Below are 23693 nucleotides of genomic sequence, written 5' to 3' on the forward strand. Positions count from 1 at the left end.
CCCGCCGCTCAGAACAGGGCGTGGATTTCCGCGCCCAGATGGCCAAGCTGGGTATCGATCTGTGATGAAGCCTGCTGCATGCGGTCGACGGCGGCGCGTGCGCCGGCCATGTCACCGGCCTCCAGGCATGCCAGGGCCTGCTTGGCCTCCGTATGCACACGCTGGTGGATCGGGTCGACCGCCCCGAAGGATCCGCAGGCCCGGATACCCTCATCGCTGACGGCATGGTACCAGCGGCCGAACCGGCAGCTATGATGGTCGGGCAGCTTGTCAGCCGTCAGGTGGCGGCTGTTCACGCCGCCGACGATGACGACGATATTGTCGACGAATTTCTTGTGGTCGCTGCGCGCCATTTCGACCTGTGGCAGGTCATAGACATCGTGCAGGAACCGGCGGATCTGGGTTTCCAGCTGCTCGCTTTCCTCCCGCACATTGTTGGCTGCGTCGAAGACATTGCGGGCCATGTGGCCGGTATCGGCCGCCGATTTCGCCACGTCGGCAATATTGTCGGCAACAGACCGCGTGCCCATCGATGCCTGTTCGACATTGCGGGCAATTTCGGCCGTGGCCGCCCCCTGCTCTTCCACAGCGGCAGCAATAGTGGTCGACATCTCGTTGATATTGGTGATGGCCCGCGCAATGCCCCCGATTGCGGCGACGGCAGCCTGCGCCTCCGCCTGGATGGAAGCGACCTGGGCGGCGATATCGTCGGTGGCGCGGCCCGTCTGGCCGGCCAGGTTCTTCACCTCGCCTGCCACCACGGCAAAGCCCTTGCCCGCCTCTCCGGCGCGTGCGCTCTCGATCGTGGCGTTCAGGGCCAGCAGGTTGGTCTGACCGGCAATATCGTTGATCAGGTTCACCACCTCCCCGATCTTCTGCGCGGCATCGGCCAGCCCGCCGATCTTGTGCGTGGAATCCTGCGCCTCGCTGGCGGCATCGCGGGTGGCACTGGCCGATTGCTGCACCTGGCGGGAGATTTCCTGGATGGAGGTCATCAGCTCCGTCCCGGCTGCGGCCACCGTCTCCACATTGGCCTGGGTCTCGCTGGTGGCGTGCGACACGGCCTCGCTCTGCCGCTGCGTCTGTTCGGCATTGGCCGACAGGGTATTGGCGGAATGGTGCAGATGCTGCACGACCTGCTTGATGCGGTTCAGCATCTCCGCAATGGCGGAATTGAATTGCCGGGTCGTGTCGTCGATCTGGTGCTGACGCGCGTCGCGCTGGTGGATGTCGTCGCGCTCCCGCTCCTCGCGCAGCTTTGCTTCCCGCAGGGAGGCGCGCCAGCCCGACAGCGCCTGGGCCAGCGTCCCGATCTCGTCCCGGCGATCCACCCCCTCCACCGTGCATTCGGTGTCGCAGGCCGCGAGACGGCGCACCGTCGCCACCTGTGCCGCCAGCGGCACGACGATGGAGCGCGTCACCACGACGGCCAGAACCAGGGTCGCCAGGATCAGAACAATCCCGACGCTGAGACCGACCAGCACCGCCGTCTGCATGTCGGCCACGGCCTGGGCCGCGCGCTTGTTGCTGTTGGCTTCAAAGCCGGCGACGGCCGCCGTCCCGGCCTTGTTCACGCGCACCGCGATCGCCGTCCATTCATCCGTGGCGGCCTTCAGCCCGGCGCCATCCCCGGTCCGGGCGTTGCGAATCCGGTCGATGGCGGGCGCCAACGCCTTCAGCCCCGCCGTCAGCTCGCTCAGCTCCCGCTGCCGGCTTGGGTCCAGGACATTGGGCAGATTGTCATCGATGCGGCGCAGCGCCTCCGCGATCAGCGCATTGTGCCGGTCCAGTGCGCCGGCATCACCGCCGGCCAGATAGTGCCAGACTTCCAGCCGCGCGGCCTGAAACTCCGACACCGCGGTCGACGCGGTCATCAGGTTGTTGTTGGCGCGCAGCGTGCCCTTGATCAGATCCCGCGAAGAGGTGTTGGACAGAAAGGAATAGGTGGTGAGCCCGACAATGGCGACCAGCAGAATCCCAAAGGCCCCCCGTAACCGGGTGGAGATTTTAAAGTTGCCAATCATGTTCACCTGCCTTGTCCATCACTGCGGATCCACTGCCAGCCTTTGGAAGCAGCTATCGATCCGACATATCCAAACATTGGAACAGGGAACGCTGCTTCCTTATCATTGGCCGGACTTCAAAGAGCCGACCAATGCCACGATAGCCAAAGTACAGCGCGTCGTTGGGGAATAATCGCCGATATGGATATGACGTTTCGACGCAAGGCGCCGGCCTACCGCCAGCGTGCCGACTTGTCCCCGAAGGCGGGCAGGTCGAAACAAGGCTGTGCCGGTTCATCGGCAAAGCGGATGGGCACGCCGATATGGCGGTAGCCTTCCGCATCGGTCAGGACCATGCCGCGTTCGGCCACGAACGGGTCGTCGAACGCGTCCTTCAGGCTGCGCACCGGCGCCCAGCAGCAATCGACCCCGCGCAGGAATTCCTGCCAGTCGGACAGGCTGCGCGTGGCGAAGGTCTGCTTGAAGAAGGCGCGCAGGGGTTCCTGGTCCGGTCCCGGTTGCTTCTTGGCAAACGGCAGCAGGTCCGGGCGGCCGAGCGCCGTCAGCAGGTTTTCAGCAAACTTGATCTCCGACCCGCCCAGCACCAGGAAACGGGCATCGGCCGTTTCATAGATGTGGTACATGGCCGACCCGCCGAAGCTGCGCATATCCTTGACCGGCGGATGGCGATCCTCGGCAAAGACCGGGCCGGTGACATTGGGCGTCCAGGCGAGTGCGGCGTCGAACATGGACAGGTCGACATAATCGCCCTTGCCCGTCGTCGCCCGGCGCAGCAGCGCCATCAGCACGCCGGAGAACGCCATCAGGCTGGCGGCCATGTCGGCCACGGGCATGTTGGGGCTGGCCGGCTTGTCATCCGTCAGACCACGGTTGAAATCCACCAGCCCCGCCAGCGCCTGCACCGTCATGTCATGGGCGGGCTTGTGCGCATATTTGCCCGACTGGCCGAAGGCGGAGATGGAGCAATAGACCACACCCGGATTGATGGCGCGGATGGCGTCATAATCCACGCCCAGCCGGGTGACCACGCCGGGGCGGAATGCCTCCACCACCACATCGGCTTCCCGCGCCAGATCCATAAAGATGGCGTGATCGGCCGGGTCCTTCAGGTTCAGCGCCACCGACCGCTTGCCGCGCCCGATATTGCGGAACCAGACGGTGACCCCGTCCGCCGTCTTCTGCCCGATCTCCCGCGTCGGTTCGCCCGTGCCATTGGCAGGTTCGACGATGATGACGTCGGCGCCGTGGTCGGCCATCATCATGGTCATGTGCGGACCCGGCAGGAAGGCCGACAGGTCCAGCACCTTGATGCCGTCCAGCTTCATTGCCCCATCTCCCCCAGCTTGGGCGCGCGGACACCCTTTGGCCGCTCGCCATTGATACGGATGGGCGAGGACAGAAGGCGCAGGCTGCCGTCCGTCGCGTCGGGATGTTCCACCGTCTCCACCATGCCGATCTCCGCCACGAACGGATTGTCCAGCGCCTGATCCAGCGTCGTGATGGGCGCGAACGGCACATGCCCGCCCAGGATTTCCAGCCATTCCGCCGTGGTCTTGGTCGACAGCACATCATCCAGCGTGTCGGACAGCAATTGCCGGTTCACGCGGCGGGCGGGGATATCCTTGAATTCCGGGCGGTCCAGCAGGTCGGCACGGCCCGCGCGGCGGCAGAATTCTTCCCAGAATTTGGGCGTCTGGCACATCAGCATGGCCCAGCCGTCTTTCGTTTTGAACGACTGGCTGGGGGCGATGGACGGGTGCGCGCCGCGCGGCAGGCGCGTGATCTGGTCGCCCGCATTCAGATACCAGGTGGCGGGGTAGGACAGCTGATGCAGGGCCGTGTCGAACAGGGCCACATCCACGTCGCAGCCCACGCCCGTCGCCTTGGCGCCCAGGATGGCCGACACGGTGCCCAACGCCATCATGGTGCCGGTCATGAAATCGACCATGGACACGCCCAGCCGCGTCGGCGGGGCATCCGGCTCGCCCGACAGGGCCATGAAGCCGGCCTCTGCCTGCATCAGGTAATCATAGCCGGGCCAGGTTTCCCGGCTGTTGCCACGGCCATAGGCCGACAGGTGCGCACAGACCAGACGCGGGTTGATCGCCTTCACCGCGTCATAGGTCAGGCCTAGCTTCTTGGGCTGGTCGCCGCGCAGATTGTTGATCAGCGCATCGGCGCCCTTCAGCAACTCGTTGAAGGCGGCGCGGCCCTCGGCGGTCTTCAGGTCGATGCTGGCCGACTGTTTGCCCTTGGAAAAGGTCTGGAAGAACTGGCTGTCCTGGTCACCCAGGAAATGCGGCCCCGTGGAGCGGGAGACATCCCCGCCCGTGGCGGCGTTTTCCACCTTGATCACCGTGGCACCCAGATCGGCCAGCAGCATGCTGCCATAGGGCCCGGCGCCATATTGCTCCACCGCGACGACGCGGATGCCGGAAAGGGGACGGGTCATGGACGGGGGTCTCCGTTGGGGCAAACATCAGCAGCAGACACTTTTCCCCGTCATCCCGGCGAAAGCCGGGACCCAGCGTAGAGCGGCGTCTGCCGCGACAAGACTCATGTCGGCGCTGACCGCGCCTCACGCTGGGTCCCGGCTTTCGCCGGGATGACGGGAGGGGGGACTACACCGGATGACGCGCAATCATCTGCTTGGCGATGATGATGCGCTGCATCTCGTTCGTCCCTTCGCCGATGCACATCAGCGGCGCGTCGCGGTACAGGCGCTCGATCGGATATTCCTTGGAATAGCCATAGCCGCCGAAGATGCGCATGGCCTCCAGCGTGACCTCCACGCCCGTTTCGGACGCGAAATATTTGGCCATGCCGGCTTCCATGTCGCAGCGGTCGCCCCGGTCATAGGCGGCGGCCGCGTCCTGGACCAGCAGTTCGGCCGCGCGGACCTTGGTCGCCATCTCGCCCAGCTTCAACTGGATGGCCTGGTGTTCGCCAATGGGCTTGCCGAAGGTGCGGCGGGTCTGGGCATAGGCCACGCTTTCCTTCAAGGCACGCCGCGCGATGCCGACAGCGCGCGAGGCGACATTGATGCGGCCCAGTTCCAGGCCGCCCACGGCCATCAGGAAGCCCTTGCCTTCAACCCCGCCGACCAGGTGCCGCTCGGCATCCAGCTCGTAATCCTCGAAGATCAGCTCGGCGCTGTCGATGCCCTTATAGCCCAGCTTTTCCAGCTTCTTGCCGGTGCGGAAGCCTTCATGCCGCTTGCCCGTATCGGGGTCGACCTTGGGCGCGATCAGCATGGACATGCCCTTGTGACGCGGCTGCGCCTCGGGGTCGGTCTTGACCAGCAGGGCCACGGCCCCGCCCTCAATCCCGTTGGAAATCCAGGTCTTGGTGCCGTTGACGATATAGGTGCCGCGATCGGTGCGGGTGGCGCGGGTGCGGATGGCCTGCAAATCGGTGCCGGCATCGGCCTCCGTCAAGCCCAGACCGCCACGGATTTCACCGGCGCAGAACTTGGGCAGCCAATATTCCTTCTGGGCCTGGGTCCCGAACTTCTCCACCACCGTGGCCATCATGATATGGCTGTTGAAGATGCCGGTCAGCGACATCCAGGTCTCAGAGATCAGGGCGACGATGCGGGTATAGGTGGATGCCGGCAGCCCCAGCCCGCCAAATTCCGGGCTGATGGTAGCGCCGAACAGGCCCAGTTCCTTCATCTGCTCGACCAGCTGGATCGGGTAGATGTCGTCATGTTCCAGCTTTTCCGCCACGGGGCGGACTTCGCGGGCCAGCCAGCGTTCAATGCTGTCCAGAATGGCGGCTTCATCATCGGCGTGGATGCCGGGGTGGGGCGTGCTCATGGTCTCTGGCTCCGGCTGGGATCAGTAATTTTCGACCCGGTCTTCCACGGCATGGCCACGGAAGGGGATCAGCATGTTGCGCTTGAACGAACAGACGGTGACGCCGTTCTGGTTCTTGCCGATGGTGCGGATGGTGACGATGCCCTGGTTGGGGCGCTTCTCCGACACGCGCTTGGCCAGCACTTCGCTTTCGCCATACAGCGTATCGCCATGGAAGACGGGGGCGCTGAACTTCACCTCGTCCATGCCCAGATTGGCGATGGCCTTCTGGGACACGTCGGTGACGCTCATGCCGATCAGCAGCGCCAGCGTATAGGGGCTGACCACCAGGTTCTGCTTGAACTCGGACGCCTTGGCGAATTCCGCATCGAAATGCATCGGATGCGTGTTCAGCGTCAGCAGCGTGAACAGGTGGTTGTCATATTCGGTGACGGTCTTGCCGGGGCGGTGCTCATAGATGTCACCGACATGGAAATCCTCGAAATAGCGGCCGAACGTCTCGCGATAGCGGTTCGGGCCGACTTCCTTCCAGTTCTGCACCATTTTACCTTGTCCCTTCATCAGACCCCGGCGGCGGCCAGCACGCGCCGGGCCGCCCGCACCACGGGCAATTCGATCAGTTTGCCGTCCAGCAGGGCCACCCCGCCGCTGGCGGCTGCGAACGCGTCCACCACGCGGTTTGCGCGGGTAATCTCGGCCGCCGTCGGCGTGTAGACCTCGTTCACCACGGGCACCTGCGACGGGTGGATGCAGGCGCGGCCCGTAAAGCCCAGCGCCTTTGACCGCGCCGTGCTGGCCCGCAAGCCCTCCAGGTCGGCCACATCGATGGACGGCACATCCAGCAGGCCGATCCCGCCTTCGGCCGCCGCCGCGACCAGGGTGGAGCGGGCATAGAGCAGCGGTTCCCAATCCAGCGTGCAGCCCAGTTCCGCCGACAGATCGACGGCCCCGAACAGGATGGCGGAAACGCGCGGTGCCTTGGCGATGGCGGCGGCGTTGCGCAGACCGGCCGCCGTTTCGATCAGCGGCACCAGCCGCAGCGGCCTTTCGCCCACAACCTCATCCACCAGGGCCAGATCGGCCGGGTCCGACAGCTTGGGCAGCATCAGGGTCGTGGGGCCGGCGGCACTGTCCAGCACCGCCAGCAGATCGGCCAGACCCACGGCACTGCGCACCGGATTGATGCGCAGCCACAGGCCGGCGGGCGCCCCCTGTTCGGCAATGAAGGACAGGGCCGCGGCACGGGCCGCCGCCTTGCCCTCGGGCGCCACCGAATCTTCAAGGTCGATACAGGTGATGTCAGCCCCGGCAGCCAGCGCCTTGCCGAACCGGTCGGGCTTGGAACCGGGCACGAACAACAAAGAGCGTTCCGCCATGGCGATCCTCGAAATCTATTTGTCCGGACATATTAGGGGAAAAGAAAGCCCCGTCAAGGGGCGGGGTGGGGAAGCGGTGGATTGTTTTTGGGGGGGAGTGGGGTGGCAGGCTCCTCCCCCGTCATCCCGGCGAAAGCCGGGACCCAGGATCATAGGAATAACCGTCGATGCTGCGTCGATGGAAGCTGCCGATAGGTCGGGCGCTTGGCCCCTGGGTCCCGGCTTCCGCCGGGATGACGGGGGGGAGAAGCGCGGAACGCCCGACTTACGGCGCCGGCACGGCCGCCGCGAAGGCCTTGGCGATGTTGGCGCGGCTGGTGACCCAGACGTCGGGGTGGCGCTTCACATGATCCAGGAAGGCCTGGAAGGCGCCGATGCGGCCGGGACGGCCGATGATGCGCAGATGCAGGCCCAGGCTCATCATCCGCGCCCCTTCCTGCTGCGCCTCCCGATACAGCCAGTCGAAACTGTCGATGGCATATTGGGTCCAGTCGCGCGGGGTCAGCGCCGGGGCCAGCCAGAACTTCATGTCGTTGCTGTCGATGGCATAGGGCATGATGACCATGGGTTTGGTCGTGCCATCTTCCATCTGGACTTGATCCCAGAAGGGGAAATCGTCGGAATAGTCATCCATGTGATAGAAGACGCCCTCTTCCGCCAGCAGGCGGCGGGTGACGTCCGTGTGCAGATAGCGCGACAGCCAGCCGATGGGCCGCGTGCCGGTGGTCGTCTCGATGGACTGCAAGCCATCGCGGATGAACTGCCGCTCCCGGTCTTCCTTCATCCAGAACTGGTGGGTCCAGCGATGGCCGTGGCAGCAGATCTCGTGCCCCTGGGCCACAATCTCGGCCGCCAGATGCGGCGCGCGTTCCAGGGCGACGGCGGCTGCCGTGAAGGTCCCCTCCACCCCATATTCCTTCAGCAGGCGCAGGACGCGCGGGGCGCCGGCCTTGATGCCGTACTGGTAATTGCTTTCATTGCCGTGGATGCGGATGGGCTTGGCCACATGCACCGACAGTTCGTCCAGCGGCTCCGGCCCCTTGTCGCCGTCGCGGATATTATGCTCCGCCCCTTCTTCCACGTTCACAACGATGGACAGGGCCAGCTTCGCGCCATTGGGCCAGGTGAAATCGGCGGGTGCGGACATGGGCGGGAACTCCGGGGGTGGGTGGGGTGAAAGAAGCCATCCTCCCGTCATCCCGGCGCAAGCCGGGACCCAGGGGCCAAACGCCCGACCTTTCAGCAGCTTTGATCGAAGCTGCGTCTTCGGTTGATCCTATGATCCTGGGTCCCGGCTTTCGCCGGGATGACGGGAGAAAAGTGAAATCGACAGCGTCAGGGGAAAGCCCCCCTCAATGCGGCTCCTCGCCGCCCGACACATTCATGCTTTCCGCCGTGATATAGCGGGCATCGTCGGAGCAGAGGAAGGCGACGGCGTTGGCGGTGTCCTCGGGAACGCCGGGGCGGCCCATGGGGATGCGGTTCTTCATCCCTTCCAGATAGGCTTCCAGCGACAGGCCCAGCTTCTGGCTGAAATATTCATTCTGCCAGGCGCCCAGGCCCGTGGTCACATGGTTGGGGCAGACATTGTTGACCGTGATCTGGTGGCGGCCCAGCTCGATGGCCGTGGAGCGCACCAGCCCGACCAGACCATGCTTGGACGAACAATAGCCGGCGGCGAACGGAAAGCCCGACTTGGCGGCCTGGCTGGCGATATTGATGATGCGCCCGCCCTTGGCCGCCGGCACCATCACTTCCGCTGCGGCCTTGATGCCGTTGAAGCAGCCGGTCAGGTTCACGTCGATGACGGCCTGCCATTCGGCCGCTTCCAGTTCCAGCAGCGGCTTCATGATATAGCCGATGCCGGCATTATTGACCCAGATGTCCAGCCCGCCCAGCTTTTCCACGGCAAAGGCGGCCATGGCCCGCATCTGGGCCAGATCGCGCACGTCGCAGGTGAAGGTCTCCACCCGCGCGCCGGTATCGGCGGTGATACTGGCGGCCAGCTGCTGCATCTCCGACAGGCCACCGATCATGCTGTCGGGCGTGGCGGCGTCGGCCGACTTGCCGATATCGGACAGCACGATGGACGCGCCATCGGCCGCCAGCCGGCGGGCAATGGCCTCGCCCAGCCCCTTGGCCCGGCCCGATCCCGTGACGACGGCGACCTTGCCCGCGAAACGCTTGCCTTCAGCCATGGCGACGCCCCCTCAGCCCAGCTTTTCGGTCAGGATGAAGGTGACATCGGCGATGGACTGGAAATGGGCGGCGATCTTGCCCATCGTCTCCGTCGCGATATCCTTTCCGAACTGGTCCATGTCGGCCACGTCCACGATCTCGATATACTGGTACGGCGGGGCGGCATCGCTGCCCAGCAGGCCGGCGGAGCGGAAGACGGTGAATTCCTGGATGGAAGCCAGACCATTGACCGTGGGAAGATCGACGGTGCGCGCCCATTCCTCATAGGCGGCGCGATCGACGCCGGGCTTCAGGTTGAACAGGGCGATGATGCGCGTGGACATGCCGGGATTCCTCCGCCAGACGATGGAAATGGGAATAGCGCTTGCCTGGAATGAATGGTATATCATTATACCAATTGCAAGCCTGTTGTCGCGCACAAACAAAGGACCTTTTCCATGAATCAGCGCATCGTGCTGGCCCGTCCGGTCGGCCTTGTCCCCGTGTTGGAGGATTTCCGCCTGGAAGAGGCGCCGATGCCCGTTCCGGGACCGGGACAGGTGCTGGTGCGTGTCGATCATGTCTCGCTCGACCCCTATATCGCCAGCGCCCTGCGCGGCCGCCACCTGTCGGGCGGCGTCTCGCTGGACGCCGTGGTGCCGGGCGAGGCGGTGGCCACCATCATTGAAAGCCAGCACCCGGATTACGCCGTGGGCGACCGGGTGACCTGCCGCGCCGGCTGGCAGAAATTCGCCGTGCTGGACGTGCCGCCGGCCGGTGTGCCGCAGGGTCCGCTGTCCACCGCCGCGCAGAAGATCAGCCTGCTGGACGGCGTGCCGGCCACGGCGCTGCTGGGCGTGCTGGGCATGCCGGGCCTGACGGCCTGGGCCGGCACGGTGCGCGTGCTGAAGCCCATTCCCGGCGACACGTTCGTGGTGTCGGCCGCCACGGGCCCCGTCGGCGCCACGGCCGGGCAGCTGGCCAAGCGCATGGGTGCGCGCGTCGTGGGCATCGCCGGCGGGCCGCAGAAATGCGCCTATGCCAAGGACGTGCTGGGCTTTGACGATTGCATCGACCATCGCGACCCGGACTGGGTCGCCGCCCTGGGCAAGGCCTGCCCCGATGGCATCGACTGCTATTATGACGGCGTCGGCGGCCGCATCCTGGAAGGTGTCCTGCCGCAGCTGGCGCTGAATGCCCGCGTCGTGCTGGTGGGCGTGATGGAACAGTACAAGGCCGCCACCCCCCTGCCCGGCCCCAACCTGGTGCCGCTGATCAAGTTCCGCGCCACCATGGAAGGGCTGGTGGTCTATGATTACTGGAATGAGCTGGCCGGCTTCCGCAAGCGCGTGGCCCCGCTGGTGCGCGATGGCAAGGTGGTGGTGCGCGAAGAACATATTGCCGGCCTGGAAGGCGCGCCGGCCGCGCTGGTCCGCCTGATGGATGGCGGCAATTTCGGCAAGATGGTCCTGGATCTGTGAGGCCCAAGATGAACGATCTGCCTACCCATCCCCCCCAGGTCCCCCGCATCGACAGCCCGACCTTCCTGGTTCTGGCCTATGACATTGACGATGCGGCCAAGGCGCTGGCCTTGCGTGACGAGTTCATGCAGGGCCACCTGTCCCATATGGAAGCCAACTGGACCCGCTATATCGTGGCGGGTCCGATGCGCACCGATGACGGCAAGGGCTTTGTCGGTTCCATGTTCATCCTGAAGGCGGCCGACCGCGCCGATGTCGACACGCTGATGAGCGGTGATCCCTATTTCCGCTGCGGTCTTTATGGAAGGGTGGTGGTCACGCCGTCGGTCGCGGCCATCGGCACCGGCATCGGTGGCCGCATCTGGGCTGGGGCCGACCAGCTGAAGGCCGCGTCCAAGCCGGCCTGACCGCAATCGCACCCATGCTTGTCCACCGACTGAGCTTGCGCAGGCGCCTGATCGTCTGCGCAAGCTCAGGGTGGCAGGTCAGCCGGTATAATACCAGGGCCGGAAAGTGCCGACCACAGGTCGGAACTTTCCGGTATTGGTATCACGCGGCCCGAACACTTTCCTGCTGCGACGGATCAACAGGCGCCGGCAGCCCCGTATCGGCCACGCAGCGTTCGCGCAACTCCTCGATGCTGCCGCCGAAATTGAACAGGCCTGCCTCACCGCGGACCTTGCGCAGGCTGGCGCGCAGGCTGTCGGTGGCAAAGCTGTCCACCGACCCGTCCGCGGCCAGGATGACGCCATAGCGCTTGGCCCCGTCCGCCGTGACCAGCCCGCGCTTCACATCGGCCGCCACCAGGGACGGATCGCGGGCCAGCGGGTCGCCCCAGCCGCCACCGCCCCAGGTGTCGAAGATCAGCAGGTCGCCGGGGCGGACCTGGATATCGTCGATCTTGGCGGCCAGCACCTTTTCCGTCCCGTCGGCGCGGATCAGCACACGGCGCGACCGCCAGCCCGGCTCGCCCCCATTCACCCCCCAGGGATAGGTGAACCAGCGATCGTCATGGATGGCGATGGCGCCCGGTTCCAGGAAGCGATAGGCGATGCGCACGCCATTGCCGCCGCGGTGCAGGCCCGGCCCCCCGCTGTCGGGAATGGTCTCGTACCGCTCAATGCGCAGCGGGAAATAGGCTTCCAGGAACTCGTTGGGCACATTGGTGAAATTGGGCCACAGCGAATGCCCGTCCGGCCCGTCGCCGAAGGGACGGCCCGGAATGCCGCCGAACCCGATCTGGAACAGCTGATAATATTTGCCCGACCCACGATAGCTGCCCGACAGCATCAGATGCGGGGAGGAGGAGAAGCCGGCCGCGTTCAGGAATTCCGGCGTGCGCTGGCCCAGCAAGGCCCCCAGCACGTCGAACACGCGGCCGATGCCATGGGTGCGGCAGGAGAGGGCGGCGGGATATTTCGGCTTCAGCAGCGACCCTTCCGGGATGCGCGTTTCCACCAGATCATAGAAACCGTCATTGAACAGGATCTGCGGGTCGAACACCATGATCATGTAGATGCCGAAGAACATCTTCAGCATGTTTTCATTCAGGTAGAAATTGATGGAGCTTTCCGACTGGGGCGAGGTGCCTTCCCAGTCCAGAATGACCTTCTCCCCCTCCCGCCACATGGTGGCGCGCAGCCTGTAGGGGCCATAGCCGCGACCATCGTCGCAGATATAATCCTCAAAGCTGACCTTGTCCGTGCTGATCGAGGTTTCGATCAGCTTGGCCATGGCGCGTTTGTTCCGCTCCAGCAACTCTCCCGTCGCGGAAACGAACGTCTCGGTCCCGAAACGGCTGCACAGTTCCGTCACGCGGCGGGCGGCGATGCGGCAGGACGCGATGATGGCGTTCAGGTCCGACCGGCACCAGTCCCGTGTGCGGGTATTGTTCAGGACCAGTTCCAGCAGATCCTCGTTCAGCACGCCCTTGCGGTACAGCTTCACGGGCGGGATGCGGATGCCTTCCTGGAAGATGCTGGTGGCGTCGGTGGGCAGGCTGCCCGGCACCTTGCCGCCGACATCGGTCTGATGGCCGAAATGGCAGGTCCAGGCGACCAGCTTGCCATCCTTGAACACGGGCAGGATCACCAGCCAGTCATTCAGATGGCTGATGGCGCCTTCGACCGAATAGGGATCGGACAACCAGATGACGTCCCCTTCCTCGATCGTGCCCTTGTAGTTCTTCAGGAAGCCGCCCAGGAAGGAGCCGAACTGCCCCACCACCATCTTGCCTTCGTTGTTGGCAATCAGGGGGAAGGCGTCGCCCTGTTCGCGGATGCCGGGCGACATGGCCGTGCGAAACAGGGTGGCATCCATTTCCGCCCGCGCATTGCGCAGGGCGTTTTCAATGATGTCCAGCGTAATCGGGTCGATGGCGACCTTCTGGAACGGGGTGGGATTGGTTTCGATGATCGTGGCAACCATGGGTCTGTCCCTCTTTCCAGAAGTGTCGTCAGGCGGTGGCGAGCGGGCGGATCAGGATCAGCCCGTAATCGTCAACCTCCGCCCCATGGTCGGGCAGCAGCACCGTCGTGCTGTCCATTTCGCAGATGATGGCGGGACCTTTGATAAAGTCACCGGCCTTCAGCTTGGCCCGATCGTAAATGACGGCCGGATGTTCGGCCCCATCGGCCCAGATCGCATGGTCGCGGACCTTGGCCGCCGCCGGGTCGCCATCGCCGCGCGGCAGTTTCTCCAGGCGGATGGCGGATGCCTTGCCCAGCGCCGTGGCGCGCACGGTCACCAACTCGCGGTCGCTGTCCAGGCAGAAGGTGAAAAGCCGCTCATGCTCCTTGTCGAAGGACGCGGCCAGCGCTTCCAGCCCGCCCTCGGCGAACCCGTCCAGCGCCACGGGCAGCGACACCTCAAACGCCTGACCGGAATAGCGGACGCCGGCTTCAAAGCTGATTTCCTGATCCGCCTCCGCCACCCCCTCGGCCAGCAGTTCGCGGGCGACGGCGGCGCGCAGGTCGGCCAGCAGGCCGGCGACATCGCCATTGGTCACGTCGGCGAAAATCTTGCCCACGGACTTGGCGCGTTCGGCGCGCAGGCGCGTGGTGGCGTCGCCAAAGGCGCAGAGCACGCCGGGGCTGGGCGGCACGATGACGGGCCAGCTGCCCAAGAGCTTGCCCAGCGCATTGGCATGCAGCGGCCCCGCCCCGCCAAAGGCCACCAGCGCGAAATCACGCGGATCGTACCCTTGCTGGACGGAGATCAGGCGCAGGGCGCCCATCATCGTCTCATTGGCGATGGAATAGATGCCGTTGGCGGCGGCCGCCAGACCGATGCCCAGCGTGTCGGCGATGTTCTGCACGGAAGCCGCCGCGGCCGGCCGGTCCAGGCGCATGGTGCCGCCCAGCAATTCTTCGGGCAGATAGCCCAGCACGACATTGGCGTCGGTGACGGTGGGTTTGTCGCCACCGCGGGAATAGCAGACGGGACCCGGCACGGCACCGGCCGATGCCGGGCCGACGCGCAGCGCCTTGGTCAGATCCGGCACAAAGGTGATGGAGCCGCCGCCGGCCCCCACCGTGCGGATATCCAGCGAGGTGGCGCGCACCTTCAGGTCACCGCATTCGGTTTCCCGCGCCAGACGCGGCTGACCATTTTCAATCAGGGCGACGTCGGTCGAGGTGCCACCGACATCGACGGTCAGCAGATTCTTGAACCCCGACTTGCCGCAAACCCACAGCGCGCCGGCCACACCGCCGGCAGGCCCGCTCATCAACAGGTTGACGGGATGGTCCTGGGCCTTTTCAAAGCTCATCAGACCGGCGTCGGAGCGCAGCAGGTTCATCTGCCCGTTCATGCCGGCCTTGTTCAATTCGGCCTTCAGGTTGCGCACATAGTTGGCGACGCGCGGGCGGACATAGGAATTGGCGACCGTGGTCAGGGCACGTTCATATTCCTGCATCTCCGGCAGCACTTCCGACGACAGCGACACGGGCAGGTCGGGGAAAATCTCCCGCGCGATCTCGCCGGCCCGCACCTCATGCGCGTCATTGCGGTAGGCATTGATGAAGGCGATGGTCAGGGCCTCGATCCCCTCCCCCTTCAGCTTTTCCAGGGAGGCTCGCAGCGCGTTTTCATCCAGGGGCCGGACGACAGACCCGTCGGCGCCGATGCGTTCCGGCACCTCCACCGTGCATTCCAGGGGTGCCGTCAGCGGCGGCTTGTTCCAGACGATCCAGCCGGCCAGACCGCCCGGCACGAAGCTGCGCGCGATGTGCAGCACCTGCCGGTAGCCATCCGTCGTCACCAGCCCCACCCGCGCGCCTGTGCTGGTCAGCACGGTGTTGGTGGCGACCGTGGTGCCATGCATGAAAAGCTGCACATCCTTCGGGTCGATGCCCGCCTTGGCGCAGATTTTCAGGGTGCCGGTGACGACGGCGACGGAAGGGTCGTGCGGGGTGGACGGCACCTTGTCGCGAAAGGTTTCACCCGTCTCATCCTCGATCAGCAGCAGGTCCGTGAAGGTCCCGCCTACGTCCACGCCAAGCCTGTAGGCCATTCTAAAACTCCTGTTCCCGAATGTTCTTTTGCTTTTTCACGCGGCGTGGATTTTTCCCGCCGCTATTCCTTTTTCACGGCCGGCGGGAAGATGCCGGCGCGGCCCAGCATGGCCGGATTGGTGCGGCCGATGATCCCTTCCAGCCATCTGGCGGCATCGATGGCGGCGGCCAGGTCGATGCCCGTGTCGATCTTCATGCGGTTCAGCATATAGACCAGATCTTCGGTGGGGATATTGCCCGTGGCGGCCGGCGCGAAGGGACAGCCGCCAATGCCGCCCAGCGAACTGTCCAGCACGCCCACCCCCACCGACACGGCGGCATAGGCATTGGCGATGCCGGTATTGCGGGTATTGTGGAAATGCGCGCGCAGGCGGATGCCGGGCAGGGCCTCGGCCACGGCGCGGAACCGTTCCACCACATCGGCCGGGCTGGCCACGCCGATCGTGTCGGCCAGGGCGATTTCATCCACGCCATGCTCCGCCGCGCGCTGCGCCACCTCTACCACGCGGGCCACCGGCACTTCGCCTTCAAACGGGCAACCGAAGGAGGCGCCTATGGTGATGCTGGTCGGGATTTTCGCGGCCTTGGCGGCGGCTGCCACTTCGGCCCAGCCCCCCAGCGTTTCCAGCGTGGGCGCGCCATTATTGCGCCGGGAAAAAGTGTCGGACGCGACCAGGACGTAATTGACCTCCGACGCACCGGCTGCCAGCGCCCGGTCGAAACCCCGCCCGTTCAGGGCCAGGCCGATATAGGAGACACCGTTATCCCTGGGCAGGGCCGCCAGAACGGCTTCGGCATCGGCCATCTGTGGCACGCGCTTGGGGTTGACGAAGCTGGTCACCTCAATCCGCTTGGCGCCGGCCGCGATGGCGCGGTTGATCAGTTCCACCTTCTGATCGGTGGTCACGGGCGTGGCTTCATTCTGCAAGCCGTCGCGGGGGCTGACCTCGACGATCTGGACCTGGGAAAGCATCGGCTCTCTATCCTTGTTCCGGCGCGCAGGCAGCACCCGCCACTCCGGTCGCCGCCATCCGTAAATGTATACAACCATGCCAGAAGCAGACCTGACAAGAGGCTTTGAATTGCCAGAACGGCGCGCTCCGCCTCTTGCCATCACCCCTTAATATGTGCATGCTTTGGCGGAATTCCAGCCGGATTGCCCAAATCGGCCACCGGCGCGCCATGCGAAACATATGTATACATTGATCGGGAGAAGACGGTGACGGACCAGGGCATCGAAGCCAAGGACGGCGCAGGCACGGTGGCAAAGCGCCAGGGCCCCCTGACGGACCTGCGCGTGATCGAGATGGGCCAGTTGCTGGCCGGCCCTTTCTGCGGTCAGCTGCTGGCCGATTTCGGGGCCGAAGTGATCAAGCTGGAACAGCCCGGCAGCGGCGACCCGATGCGCGAATGGGGCCGGGAAAAGCCGCATGGCAAGTCGCTCTGGTGGCCCGTCGTCGCCCGCAACAAGAAGTCGGTGACCCTCAACCTGCGCGAAAAGGCGGCACAGCAGATCGTGCGCGATCTGGTGGCCCAATCCGACATCCTGATCGAGAATTTCCGCCCCGGCACCATGGAACGCTGGGGCCTGGGCTATGATGTCCTGTCCAAGATCAATCCCAGGCTGGTGATGGTGCGCGTCACGGGCTTCGGACAGACCGGCCCCTATTCATCGCAGGCCGGTTATGGCTCCATCGGGGAAGCCATGGGCGGGCTGCGCTATGTCGTGGGTGACCCGTCCACGGCCCCCTCGCGCATGGGCATTTCCATCGGCGACAGCCTGGCCGCCACCTATGCAGCACTCGGCACGCTGATGGCCATCCATGCGCGGGAACGCACGGGCCGCGGCCAGGTGGTGGACAGCGCCATTTATGAGGCGGTGCTGGCCATGATGGAAAGCCTGGTCAGCGAATATGACCAGACCGGCTATATCCGCGAACGCACGGGCCCCATCCTGCCCAATGTCGCGCCCAGCAATGTCTATCCCACGCGCGACGGGCTGATGCTGCTGATCGCCGCCAACCAGGACACGGTGTTTAAGCGGCTGGCCGACGCCATGGGCCGCCCGGAACTGGCGACCGATCCGCGCTATGCCACCCATTCGGCGCGCGGCGCCGTGCAGCAGGAACTGGACGATCTGATCGCCGACTGGACCCGCACCATCGATGCAGGCCCCCTGTCGGAGCTGCTGGAAAAGTTCGGCGTGCCGGCGGGCCGCATCTATCGCGCACCCGACATGATGGAGGACCCGCATTTCAAGGCGCGGCAGAACATCATCCGTGTGGCGCACCCGGCTTTCGGGCAACTGGCCATGCAGAATGTCGCTCCCCGCCTGTCGGACACGCCGGGCGGCGTGGTTCATCCCGGCCCCGAACTGGGCGAGCATACTTTGGATGTGCTGGGCGGCCTTTTGGGTCTGGACGACGCCCGGCTGAACGAATTGAAAGAAGCCGGGATCATCTGACATGACCATCGATCTGAATGCCGATTATGCGCAAGCCGGGTTCGGCAATCGGCTGGGCTGGGGCAAGCGCCCCGCCCTGCTGATCATCGACTTCGTGAATGCCTATCTGGATAAGTCCTGCCCGCTTTATGCCGGGGTGGAAAAGGCGCTGGAAGGGGCGGTTACCCTGCTGGGGGCCGCGCGCAAGGCCGGCATTCCGGTCTTCCACACCAATGTCGCCTACACGCCGGGCGGCGTGGATGGCGGTGTGTTCTTCCGCAAGGTGAAGGCGCTGTCCTGTTTTGAACGCGGCCTGCATCCGCACTGGGCCGCCTTTGCCGACGGCCTGACCCCGGCCGATGGCGAACCCGTCATCACCAAGCAATATGCCAGCGCCTTTTTCGGCACCTCGCTGGCCTCCACGCTCACCTCCAGCGGCATCGACACGCTGCTGATCTCCGGCCTGTCCACGTCCGGCTGCGTCCGCGCGTCCGCCCTGGATGCCTGTCAGAACGGTTTCGTGCCGCTGGTGGTGCGCGAGGCCGTGGGCGACCGCGACGCCCGCGTGCATGAGAGCAACCTGTTCGACCTGAACGCCAAGTACGCCGATGTCATCGGGTTGGACGAGGCGCTGGCGGAATTGGGCAAGCGTGGATGAGGGGTCGGCTGGGGCGGCATCGGCCGCCCCAGCCCCCTTCCCTCACGCCGCCTTGCCCTGGCCCTGTTTCAGCAGGTCCAGCGCCACGTCGACGATCATGTCTTCCTGTCCGCCCACCATCTTGCGGCGGCCCAGTTCGACCAGGATGGCGCGGGTGTCGATGCCATATTCGGCCGACGCCTTTTCCGCATGGCGCAGGAAGCTGGAATAGACCCCGGCATAACCCAGCGCCAAGGTCTCCCGGTCCACGCGGACCGGACGGTCCTGCAGCGGCCGCACCAGATCCTCGGCCGCGTCCATCAGGGCGTTCACATCGCAGCCATGGCTCCAGCCCTTGCGGTCGGCCGCGGCGATGAACACTTCCAGGGGGGCATTGCCGGCCCCCGCCCCCATGCCGGTCAGGCTGGCATCAATGCGCACGGCCCCTTCCTGGGCCGCGACCAGGGAATTGGCCACGCCCAGCGACAAATTATGGTGGGCATGGATGCCGCGCTGCGTTTCCGGCTTCAGCACCTTGTCATAGGCGCGCAGACGGTCGCGCACCCCATCCATGTCCAGCGCCCCGCCGCTGTCGGTGACATAGACGCACTGCGCGCCATAGCTTTCCATCAGCCGGGCCTGACCCGCCAGCCGGTCGGGCTCGATCATGTGGCTCATCATCAGGAAGCCGGCCACATCCATGCCCAGGTCGCGGGCGATGCCGATATGCTGTTTGGAAACGTCGGCTTCCGTGCAATGCGTGGCCACGCGCACCGAGCGCACGCCCAGATCATAGGCGCGGCGCAGTTCATCCGCCGTGCCCACGCCCGGCAGGATCAGGGTAGTCAGCACCGACCGGGTCAGCACGGACGCCACCGCCTCCAGCCATTCCCAGTCGGTATGGGCGCCGAAGCCGTAATTGAAGCTGGCGCCGTTCAGCCCGTCGCCATGCGCCACCTCGATCGCGTCCACGCCGGCGCGGTCCAGCGCCTGGGCAATGGCCTTCACATGGTCCAGCCCGTACATGTGGCGGATGGCATGCATGCCATCACGCAGGGTCACGTCCTGGATATAAAGCTTGTCCGTCACGGGATTGAAGCTGGTCATGCCGCCTTCCTCCGTTCGCTGATCTTCAGGGCCAGCATGTCGCCCGTGGCCTTGGCTGCCGCCGTCATGATGTCCAGATTGCCGGAATATGTGGCCAGATAGTCGCCGGCCCCCTCCACCTCCAGGAAGATGGAGGTCTTGATGCCCGTGAATTCGCCCTGGCCGGGGATCTTCAGGCGGTTATTGTCGCCATAGCGTTCGAACTGCACCTCCTGCTTCAGGCGGTAGCCCGGCACATAGGCCTGGACCTTTGCCACCATGGCCTTCACGGCGGCGCGGATCGTCTCCTCATCCGCCCCTTCGGACAGGGTGAAGACCGTGTCGCGCATGATCATGGGCGGTTCGGCCGGGTTCAGGATGATGATGGCCTTGCCGCGCGTGGCCCCGCCCACCTTTTCGATGGCATTGGCCGTCGTGCGCGTGAATTCATCGATATTGGCGCGGGTGCCGGGGCCGGCCGATTTGGACGCCACCGAGGCGATGATTTCGGCGTAATGCACCTTGGCGACGCTGGACACGGCCGCGACCATGGGAATGGTCGCCTGCCCGCCGCAGGTCACCATATTGACATTGCCCTCGCCCAGATTGGTCTCCAGGTTGACCGGCGGCACGACAAAGGGGCCGATGGCGGCGGGCGTCAGGTCGATCACCTTCTTGCCATCGGCGCGCAGCGCCGCATCATGCACCCTGTGCGCATAGGCCGAGGTGGCGTCGAAAACGATGTCGATCTCCGGGTACACCGGCAGGGCGCGCAAGCCCTCCAGCCCCTCATGCGTCGTGGTGATGCCGCGGTCGCGCGCCATCGCCAGCCCTTCGGACGCCGCGTCGATGCCGACAACGGCCACCAGTTCCATGTTCCTGGGATATTTGACCATCTTGATCATCAGGTCGGTGCCGATATTACCCGACCCGATGATCGCAGCCTTGATCTTGCCCACGCTGCCCTCCCTTCACATCTCGAATGTCCGGTCGGCGGACGGACGCCGCGACCGACAGGACGGACGATAGGGGCGGTCGCAGGCCGGGGCAAATTTGTGGGGGTCGGTAATTGCCATTGGGTGGGAGTTGGGGGTAGGTTTGGGGGCATGCCATCCCGGCTTCCGCTCTCTCCCGTCATCCCGGCGAAAGCCGGGACCCAGGGGCCAAGCGCCCGACCGATCGTCAGCTTTGATCGACGCAGTGTTGAGGGTTGAGCCTGTGGCCCCTGGGTCCCGGCTTTCGCCGGGATGACGGAAAAAGGGTCATTCAACCGAGGCCAGACAAACGCTAACCAGGGAACCGTCCCATGCCCCCCACCCCCGGCCTTCTGGAAAAGGCGCTGACCCTGCTGCCGCTGGTGGCGCGGGAGAAGGTCTGTTCGCTGGCGGCGGCGGCGGATGAGCTGGGGGTGCCGCTGTCCACGCTGCACCGGCTGGCCCAGGTGCTGGTCGATCAGAATTATCTGATCCGGCTGGGCCGGGGGCGCTACTGCCTGGGCACGGCGCTGCTGCGGCTGACGGCGGACCTGCACATGGAGGATCTGCTGGTCGCCGTGGGGCGGCCCATTGTGACCGATCTGGCACGCCAGGCACGGGCCAGCGTGCATCTGGGCGTCTTTGACGGGGAGATGGTCACATATCTGGTCAAGCAATCTTTCGGGCGGGAGAAGCTGTTCTCCACCGAAGGCATGCAGCTGGAAGCCTATTGTTCGGGCATCGGCAAGGTGCTGCTGGCCCATCTGCCGGATGGCGCGCGCGAACAATATCTGGCGGCCGGCAGCTTCGTGCCGCTGACCCCGCAGACCATCACCGAACCGGCCCTGCTGCGCAGCGAACTGCTGTCCGTGCGTCAGCGCGGCTGGGCCGTGGATGATGAGGAGATCCTGGCCGGCCTGCGCTGTCTGGCCGTGCCCATCCATGACGGCAAGGGCGGGGTCTGTGCCGCCTTGTCCGCCAGCGCGCGGGCGGCGAAGATGACACAAGAACGGCTGGCCGCCCTGCGCCCGCTGATGGAACAGGCGGCAAGGGCGATCAGTACGCAATTGTTTGGCCCCTGCGGGGCGGGATAGCTCCGCTCCCGTGGGGGCTGTTCCTCACATCGCGTTCATGGTCAGCAGGTCGTAATTGGCGACCAGTTCGCCATCCTGGTTGGTGACCGCCACGTTCCAGCGCACCTCGCCCATCTCGGCATTCTTGGCACTCTTTTCCTTGGCGGTCAGCACGGCCTGGATGCTGTCGCCGGGCTTCACGGGCTTGATGAAGCGCAAGGATTCAAGCCCGTAATTGGCCAGCACCGGGCCCGGCGGGGCATCGACGAACAGGCCGGCGGCAAAGGACAGGATCAGATAGCCATGGGCCACGCGCCCGCCGAAAATAGGGCTGGCCTTGGCCGCTTCCTCGTCCATGTGGGCATAGAACGTGTCGCCCGTGAAATGGGCGAAATGTTCGATATCGTCCAGGCTGATGGTGCGCGACGCGGTCTTGATCGAATAGCCGATGGGCAGTTCACCAAAGCGCAGACGGAAGGGATGGCGTTCGCCTTCCTGTCGGCTGGTGCCCGGCAGCCAGGACCCGACCAGGGCGGACAGCATGTCGGGCGAGCCCTGCAGGGCCGTGCGCTGCATGTAGTGCTTCACGCCGCGGATGCCGCCCAGTTCCTCGCCCCCGCCGGCACGGCCGGGACCGCCATGCACCAGACCGGGCAGCGGCGAGCCGTGACCGGTGGACTCCTTGGCGCAGTCGCGGTTCAGGAAATGGATGCGGCCATGGAAGGACCCCACGCCCAGCAACAGTTCCTGCGCCACCGCCGGATCATGGGTGACGATGGACAGGGCGAGCGAACCCTTGCCCCGGTTGGCGATGGCGACGGCATGGGCAATGTCGCGATAGGGCATCAGCGTGGCCACGGGGCCGAACGCCTCCACCTCGTGCAGCAGCTCGGCCGCATCCGGATCGTCGCAGCGCAGCAGCACGGGCGCCAGGAAGGCACCGCGTTCATCGGCGCCGGCAACCGGCCCGGTATCGCCATGGACAATGCGGGCTTCGCGCGACAGCAGCGCCACCTTGTCCCGCACATCGGCCAGCTGTGAGCGGCCGACCAGGGCGCCCATGGTGATGCCCTCTGTTGTGGGATTGCCGACCTTCACCTTGGACAGGGTGGCGATCAGCGCCTCCTGTACCGCATCGATCAGCGCGGCCGGCACCAGGGCGCGGCGGATGGCCGTGCATTTCTGCCCGGCCTTCACCGTCATTTCGCGGGCCACTTCCTTCACGAACAGCGCGAATTCCGGGCTGTCGGGCAAAGCGTCGGGGCCCAGGATGGCGGCGTTCAGGCTGTCACGTTCGGCCACGAAGCGCACGCCTTCGCGCGCAATGACGGGATGGTTCTGCAGCTTGGCCGCCGTTTCGGCCGACCCGGTGAAGGACACGACATCCTGTCCCGTCAGATGATCGAACAGGTCACCCGTGGAGCCCACAATCAGTTGCAGGGCACCGGCCGGCAGCAGCCCCGTTTCGATCATGATGCGGAAGGCGGCTTCGGTGACATAAGCGGTCGCGGTCGCCGGCTTGACGATGGCAGGAACGCCGGCCAGCAACGTCGGCGCCAGCTTTTCCAGCATGCCCCAGACGGGGAAGTTGAAGGCGTTGATATGGACGGCCACACCCTGCAGCGGCGTATAGACATGCTGGCCGATAAAGCTGCCGCGCTTGGACAGCGCCTCGACATCGCCATCGATCAGGATGCGGGCATTGGGCAGTTCCCGCCGGCCCTTGGAGGAATAGGCGTAGAGCGTGCCGGCGCCGCCTTCGATATCGACCCAATTGTCGGTGCGGGTGGCGCCGGTATGGGCGGCCAGGGCGTACAGCTCTTCCTTGCGGGTGCTGATCGCCTCGGCCAGCCCCTTCAGGATGCGGGCGCGCTCATGAAAGGTCAGCGCGCGCAGCGCGGGGCCGCCGACGGTGCGGGCATGGTGCAGCATGGCGGCGAAATCCAGGCCCTGGCTGCTGGTCTGTGCCACGACCGACCCGTCCAGCGCCGACGGGATGGAAACCAGACCGCCATCGGCCTTGTACCAGCGGTCCAGCGCGTAATTGCTCAAATGCGACATGTCTTGATCCTCCCGGAAACTCTTGGCG

20 protein-coding genes are annotated in these 23693 nt (G+C 65.4%); 5 read left to right on the top strand and 15 right to left on the bottom strand.

All coding sequences use genetic code 11. From position 1 onward, the window contains the following. Positions 1-8: 8 nt before the first annotated feature. From ACODTW_RS12070 to ACODTW_RS12110, 9 genes are all read right to left on the bottom strand, one after another. The gene (locus tag ACODTW_RS12070; protein WP_488946262.1) at positions 9-2024 is read right to left on the bottom strand and encodes a methyl-accepting chemotaxis protein; all 2016 of its coding nucleotides are present in this window, start codon (positions 2022-2024) and stop codon (positions 9-11) included. 212 nt (positions 2025-2236) lie between these two features. Then, positions 2237-3349, bottom strand: a complete 1113-nt coding sequence (locus ACODTW_RS12075; protein ID WP_488946263.1) for a CaiB/BaiF CoA transferase family protein — start codon at positions 3347-3349, stop codon at positions 2237-2239. Further along, a complete protein-coding gene (locus tag ACODTW_RS12080) occupies positions 3346-4476 on the bottom strand; it encodes a CaiB/BaiF CoA transferase family protein (RefSeq protein WP_488946264.1) in 1131 nt (376 codons plus the stop codon). Before ACODTW_RS12080 ends, ACODTW_RS12075 begins: the two co-directional genes overlap by 4 nt. Positions 4477-4645: 169 nt before the next feature. Further along, the gene (locus ACODTW_RS12085) at positions 4646-5842 is read right to left on the bottom strand and encodes an acyl-CoA dehydrogenase family protein (protein WP_488946265.1); all 1197 of its coding nucleotides are present in this window, start codon (positions 5840-5842) and stop codon (positions 4646-4648) included. 21 nt (positions 5843-5863) lie between these two features. Next, complete coding sequence (locus ACODTW_RS12090; RefSeq protein ID WP_488946266.1) at positions 5864-6385, bottom strand: MaoC family dehydratase; 522 nt, start codon at positions 6383-6385, stop codon at positions 5864-5866. 17 nt (positions 6386-6402) lie between these two features. Beyond that, entirely contained in the window at positions 6403-7218 is an 816-nt protein-coding gene (locus ACODTW_RS12095) for an HpcH/HpaI aldolase/citrate lyase family protein (RefSeq protein ID WP_488946267.1), read from the bottom strand. 265 nt (positions 7219-7483) lie between these two features. After that, positions 7484-8365, bottom strand: a complete 882-nt coding sequence (locus tag ACODTW_RS12100) for a polysaccharide deacetylase family protein (RefSeq protein WP_488946268.1) — start codon at positions 8363-8365, stop codon at positions 7484-7486. A gap of 205 nt (positions 8366-8570) precedes the next feature. Continuing rightward, a complete protein-coding gene (locus ACODTW_RS12105) occupies positions 8571-9416 on the bottom strand; it encodes an SDR family NAD(P)-dependent oxidoreductase (protein WP_488946269.1) in 846 nt (281 codons plus the stop codon). Between the two features lie 12 nt (positions 9417-9428). Beyond that, the gene (locus tag ACODTW_RS12110; protein ID WP_488946270.1) at positions 9429-9740 is read right to left on the bottom strand and encodes a hypothetical protein; all 312 of its coding nucleotides are present in this window, start codon (positions 9738-9740) and stop codon (positions 9429-9431) included. 114 nt (positions 9741-9854) lie between these two features. Here ACODTW_RS12110 and ACODTW_RS12115 point away from each other — a divergent pair, with 114 nt between their 5' ends. Then, on the top strand, positions 9855-10877 hold the full coding sequence (locus tag ACODTW_RS12115) for an NADP-dependent oxidoreductase (protein ID WP_488946271.1): 1023 nt from the start codon (positions 9855-9857) through the stop codon (positions 10875-10877). An 8-nt stretch (positions 10878-10885) separates the two neighbouring features. Continuing rightward, the gene (locus tag ACODTW_RS12120) at positions 10886-11284 is read left to right on the top strand and encodes a YciI family protein (protein WP_488946272.1); all 399 of its coding nucleotides are present in this window, start codon (positions 10886-10888) and stop codon (positions 11282-11284) included. A gap of 142 nt (positions 11285-11426) precedes the next feature. On the opposite strand, the gene ACODTW_RS12125 is transcribed toward ACODTW_RS12120, so the two are convergent. From ACODTW_RS12125 to ACODTW_RS12135, 3 genes are all read right to left on the bottom strand, one after another. Continuing rightward, complete coding sequence (locus tag ACODTW_RS12125; RefSeq protein ID WP_488946273.1) at positions 11427-13304, bottom strand: hydantoinase B/oxoprolinase family protein; 1878 nt, start codon at positions 13302-13304, stop codon at positions 11427-11429. 28 nt (positions 13305-13332) lie between these two features. Next, positions 13333-15390: a hydantoinase/oxoprolinase family protein gene (locus ACODTW_RS12130; protein ID WP_488946274.1), complete on the bottom strand. Its 2058-nt coding sequence runs from the start codon at positions 15388-15390 to the stop codon at positions 13333-13335. Positions 15391-15452: 62 nt separating this feature from the next. Then, the gene (locus ACODTW_RS12135) at positions 15453-16364 is read right to left on the bottom strand and encodes a hydroxymethylglutaryl-CoA lyase (protein WP_488946275.1); all 912 of its coding nucleotides are present in this window, start codon (positions 16362-16364) and stop codon (positions 15453-15455) included. A gap of 246 nt (positions 16365-16610) precedes the next feature. Here ACODTW_RS12135 and ACODTW_RS12140 point away from each other — a divergent pair, with 246 nt between their 5' ends. Together ACODTW_RS12140 and ACODTW_RS12145 are read left to right on the top strand one after the other, a co-directional pair. Then, entirely contained in the window at positions 16611-17855 is a 1245-nt protein-coding gene (locus tag ACODTW_RS12140; protein WP_488946276.1) for a CaiB/BaiF CoA transferase family protein, read from the top strand. Position 17856: 1 nt separating this feature from the next. After that, entirely contained in the window at positions 17857-18492 is a 636-nt protein-coding gene (locus tag ACODTW_RS12145; RefSeq protein ID WP_488946277.1) for an isochorismatase family protein, read from the top strand. 42 nt (positions 18493-18534) lie between these two features. Here the strand turns inward: ACODTW_RS12145 and dmpG are convergent, their stop codons facing one another. Continuing rightward, the gene (gene dmpG / locus ACODTW_RS12150; protein WP_488946278.1) at positions 18535-19578 is read right to left on the bottom strand and encodes a 4-hydroxy-2-oxovalerate aldolase; all 1044 of its coding nucleotides are present in this window, start codon (positions 19576-19578) and stop codon (positions 18535-18537) included. Continuing rightward, the gene (locus tag ACODTW_RS12155; protein ID WP_488946279.1) at positions 19575-20516 is read right to left on the bottom strand and encodes an acetaldehyde dehydrogenase (acetylating); all 942 of its coding nucleotides are present in this window, start codon (positions 20514-20516) and stop codon (positions 19575-19577) included. The genes dmpG and ACODTW_RS12155 overlap by 4 nt, the downstream gene beginning before the upstream one ends. Before the next feature lie 347 nt (positions 20517-20863). On the opposite strand from ACODTW_RS12155, the gene ACODTW_RS12160 reads away from it, so the two are divergent. Beyond that, a complete protein-coding gene (locus ACODTW_RS12160) occupies positions 20864-21625 on the top strand; it encodes an IclR family transcriptional regulator (RefSeq protein WP_488946280.1) in 762 nt (253 codons plus the stop codon). 24 nt (positions 21626-21649) lie between these two features. Here ACODTW_RS12160 and paaZ read toward each other — a convergent pair whose 3' ends face one another. Continuing rightward, the gene (gene paaZ, locus ACODTW_RS12165; protein ID WP_488946281.1) at positions 21650-23665 is read right to left on the bottom strand and encodes a phenylacetic acid degradation bifunctional protein PaaZ; all 2016 of its coding nucleotides are present in this window, start codon (positions 23663-23665) and stop codon (positions 21650-21652) included. Between the last annotated feature and the right edge of the window lie 28 nt (positions 23666-23693).

The sequence above is a fragment of the Niveispirillum sp. FG148 genome (assembly GCF_057809655.1).

Coding starts and splice junctions, on each gene's coding strand:
- ACODTW_RS12080 (WP_488946264.1), bottom strand. CDS start 4,476: ATGACCCGTCCCCTTTCCGGCATCCGCGTCGTCGCGGTGGAGCAATAT.
- ACODTW_RS12105 (WP_488946269.1), bottom strand. CDS start 9,416: ATGGCTGAAGGCAAGCGTTTCGCGGGCAAGGTCGCCGTCGTCACGGGA.
- ACODTW_RS12160 (WP_488946280.1), top strand. CDS start 20,864: ATGCCCCCCACCCCCGGCCTTCTGGAAAAGGCGCTGACCCTGCTGCCG.
- ACODTW_RS12130 (WP_488946274.1), bottom strand. CDS start 15,390: ATGGCCTACAGGCTTGGCGTGGACGTAGGCGGGACCTTCACGGACCTG.
- dmpG (WP_488946278.1), bottom strand. CDS start 19,578: ATGACCAGCTTCAATCCCGTGACGGACAAGCTTTATATCCAGGACGTG.
- ACODTW_RS12075 (WP_488946263.1), bottom strand. CDS start 3,349: ATGAAGCTGGACGGCATCAAGGTGCTGGACCTGTCGGCCTTCCTGCCG.
- paaZ (WP_488946281.1), bottom strand. CDS start 23,665: ATGTCGCATTTGAGCAATTACGCGCTGGACCGCTGGTACAAGGCCGAT.
- ACODTW_RS12135 (WP_488946275.1), bottom strand. CDS start 16,364: ATGCTTTCCCAGGTCCAGATCGTCGAGGTCAGCCCCCGCGACGGCTTG.
- ACODTW_RS12100 (WP_488946268.1), bottom strand. CDS start 8,365: ATGTCCGCACCCGCCGATTTCACCTGGCCCAATGGCGCGAAGCTGGCC.
- ACODTW_RS12095 (WP_488946267.1), bottom strand. CDS start 7,218: ATGGCGGAACGCTCTTTGTTGTTCGTGCCCGGTTCCAAGCCCGACCGG.
- ACODTW_RS12110 (WP_488946270.1), bottom strand. CDS start 9,740: ATGTCCACGCGCATCATCGCCCTGTTCAACCTGAAGCCCGGCGTCGAT.
- ACODTW_RS12120 (WP_488946272.1), top strand. CDS start 10,886: ATGAACGATCTGCCTACCCATCCCCCCCAGGTCCCCCGCATCGACAGC.
- ACODTW_RS12090 (WP_488946266.1), bottom strand. CDS start 6,385: ATGGTGCAGAACTGGAAGGAAGTCGGCCCGAACCGCTATCGCGAGACG.
- ACODTW_RS12145 (WP_488946277.1), top strand. CDS start 17,857: ATGACCATCGATCTGAATGCCGATTATGCGCAAGCCGGGTTCGGCAAT.
- ACODTW_RS12085 (WP_488946265.1), bottom strand. CDS start 5,842: ATGAGCACGCCCCACCCCGGCATCCACGCCGATGATGAAGCCGCCATT.
- ACODTW_RS12070 (WP_488946262.1), bottom strand. CDS start 2,024: ATGATTGGCAACTTTAAAATCTCCACCCGGTTACGGGGGGCCTTTGGG.
- ACODTW_RS12115 (WP_488946271.1), top strand. CDS start 9,855: ATGAATCAGCGCATCGTGCTGGCCCGTCCGGTCGGCCTTGTCCCCGTG.
- ACODTW_RS12125 (WP_488946273.1), bottom strand. CDS start 13,304: ATGGTTGCCACGATCATCGAAACCAATCCCACCCCGTTCCAGAAGGTC.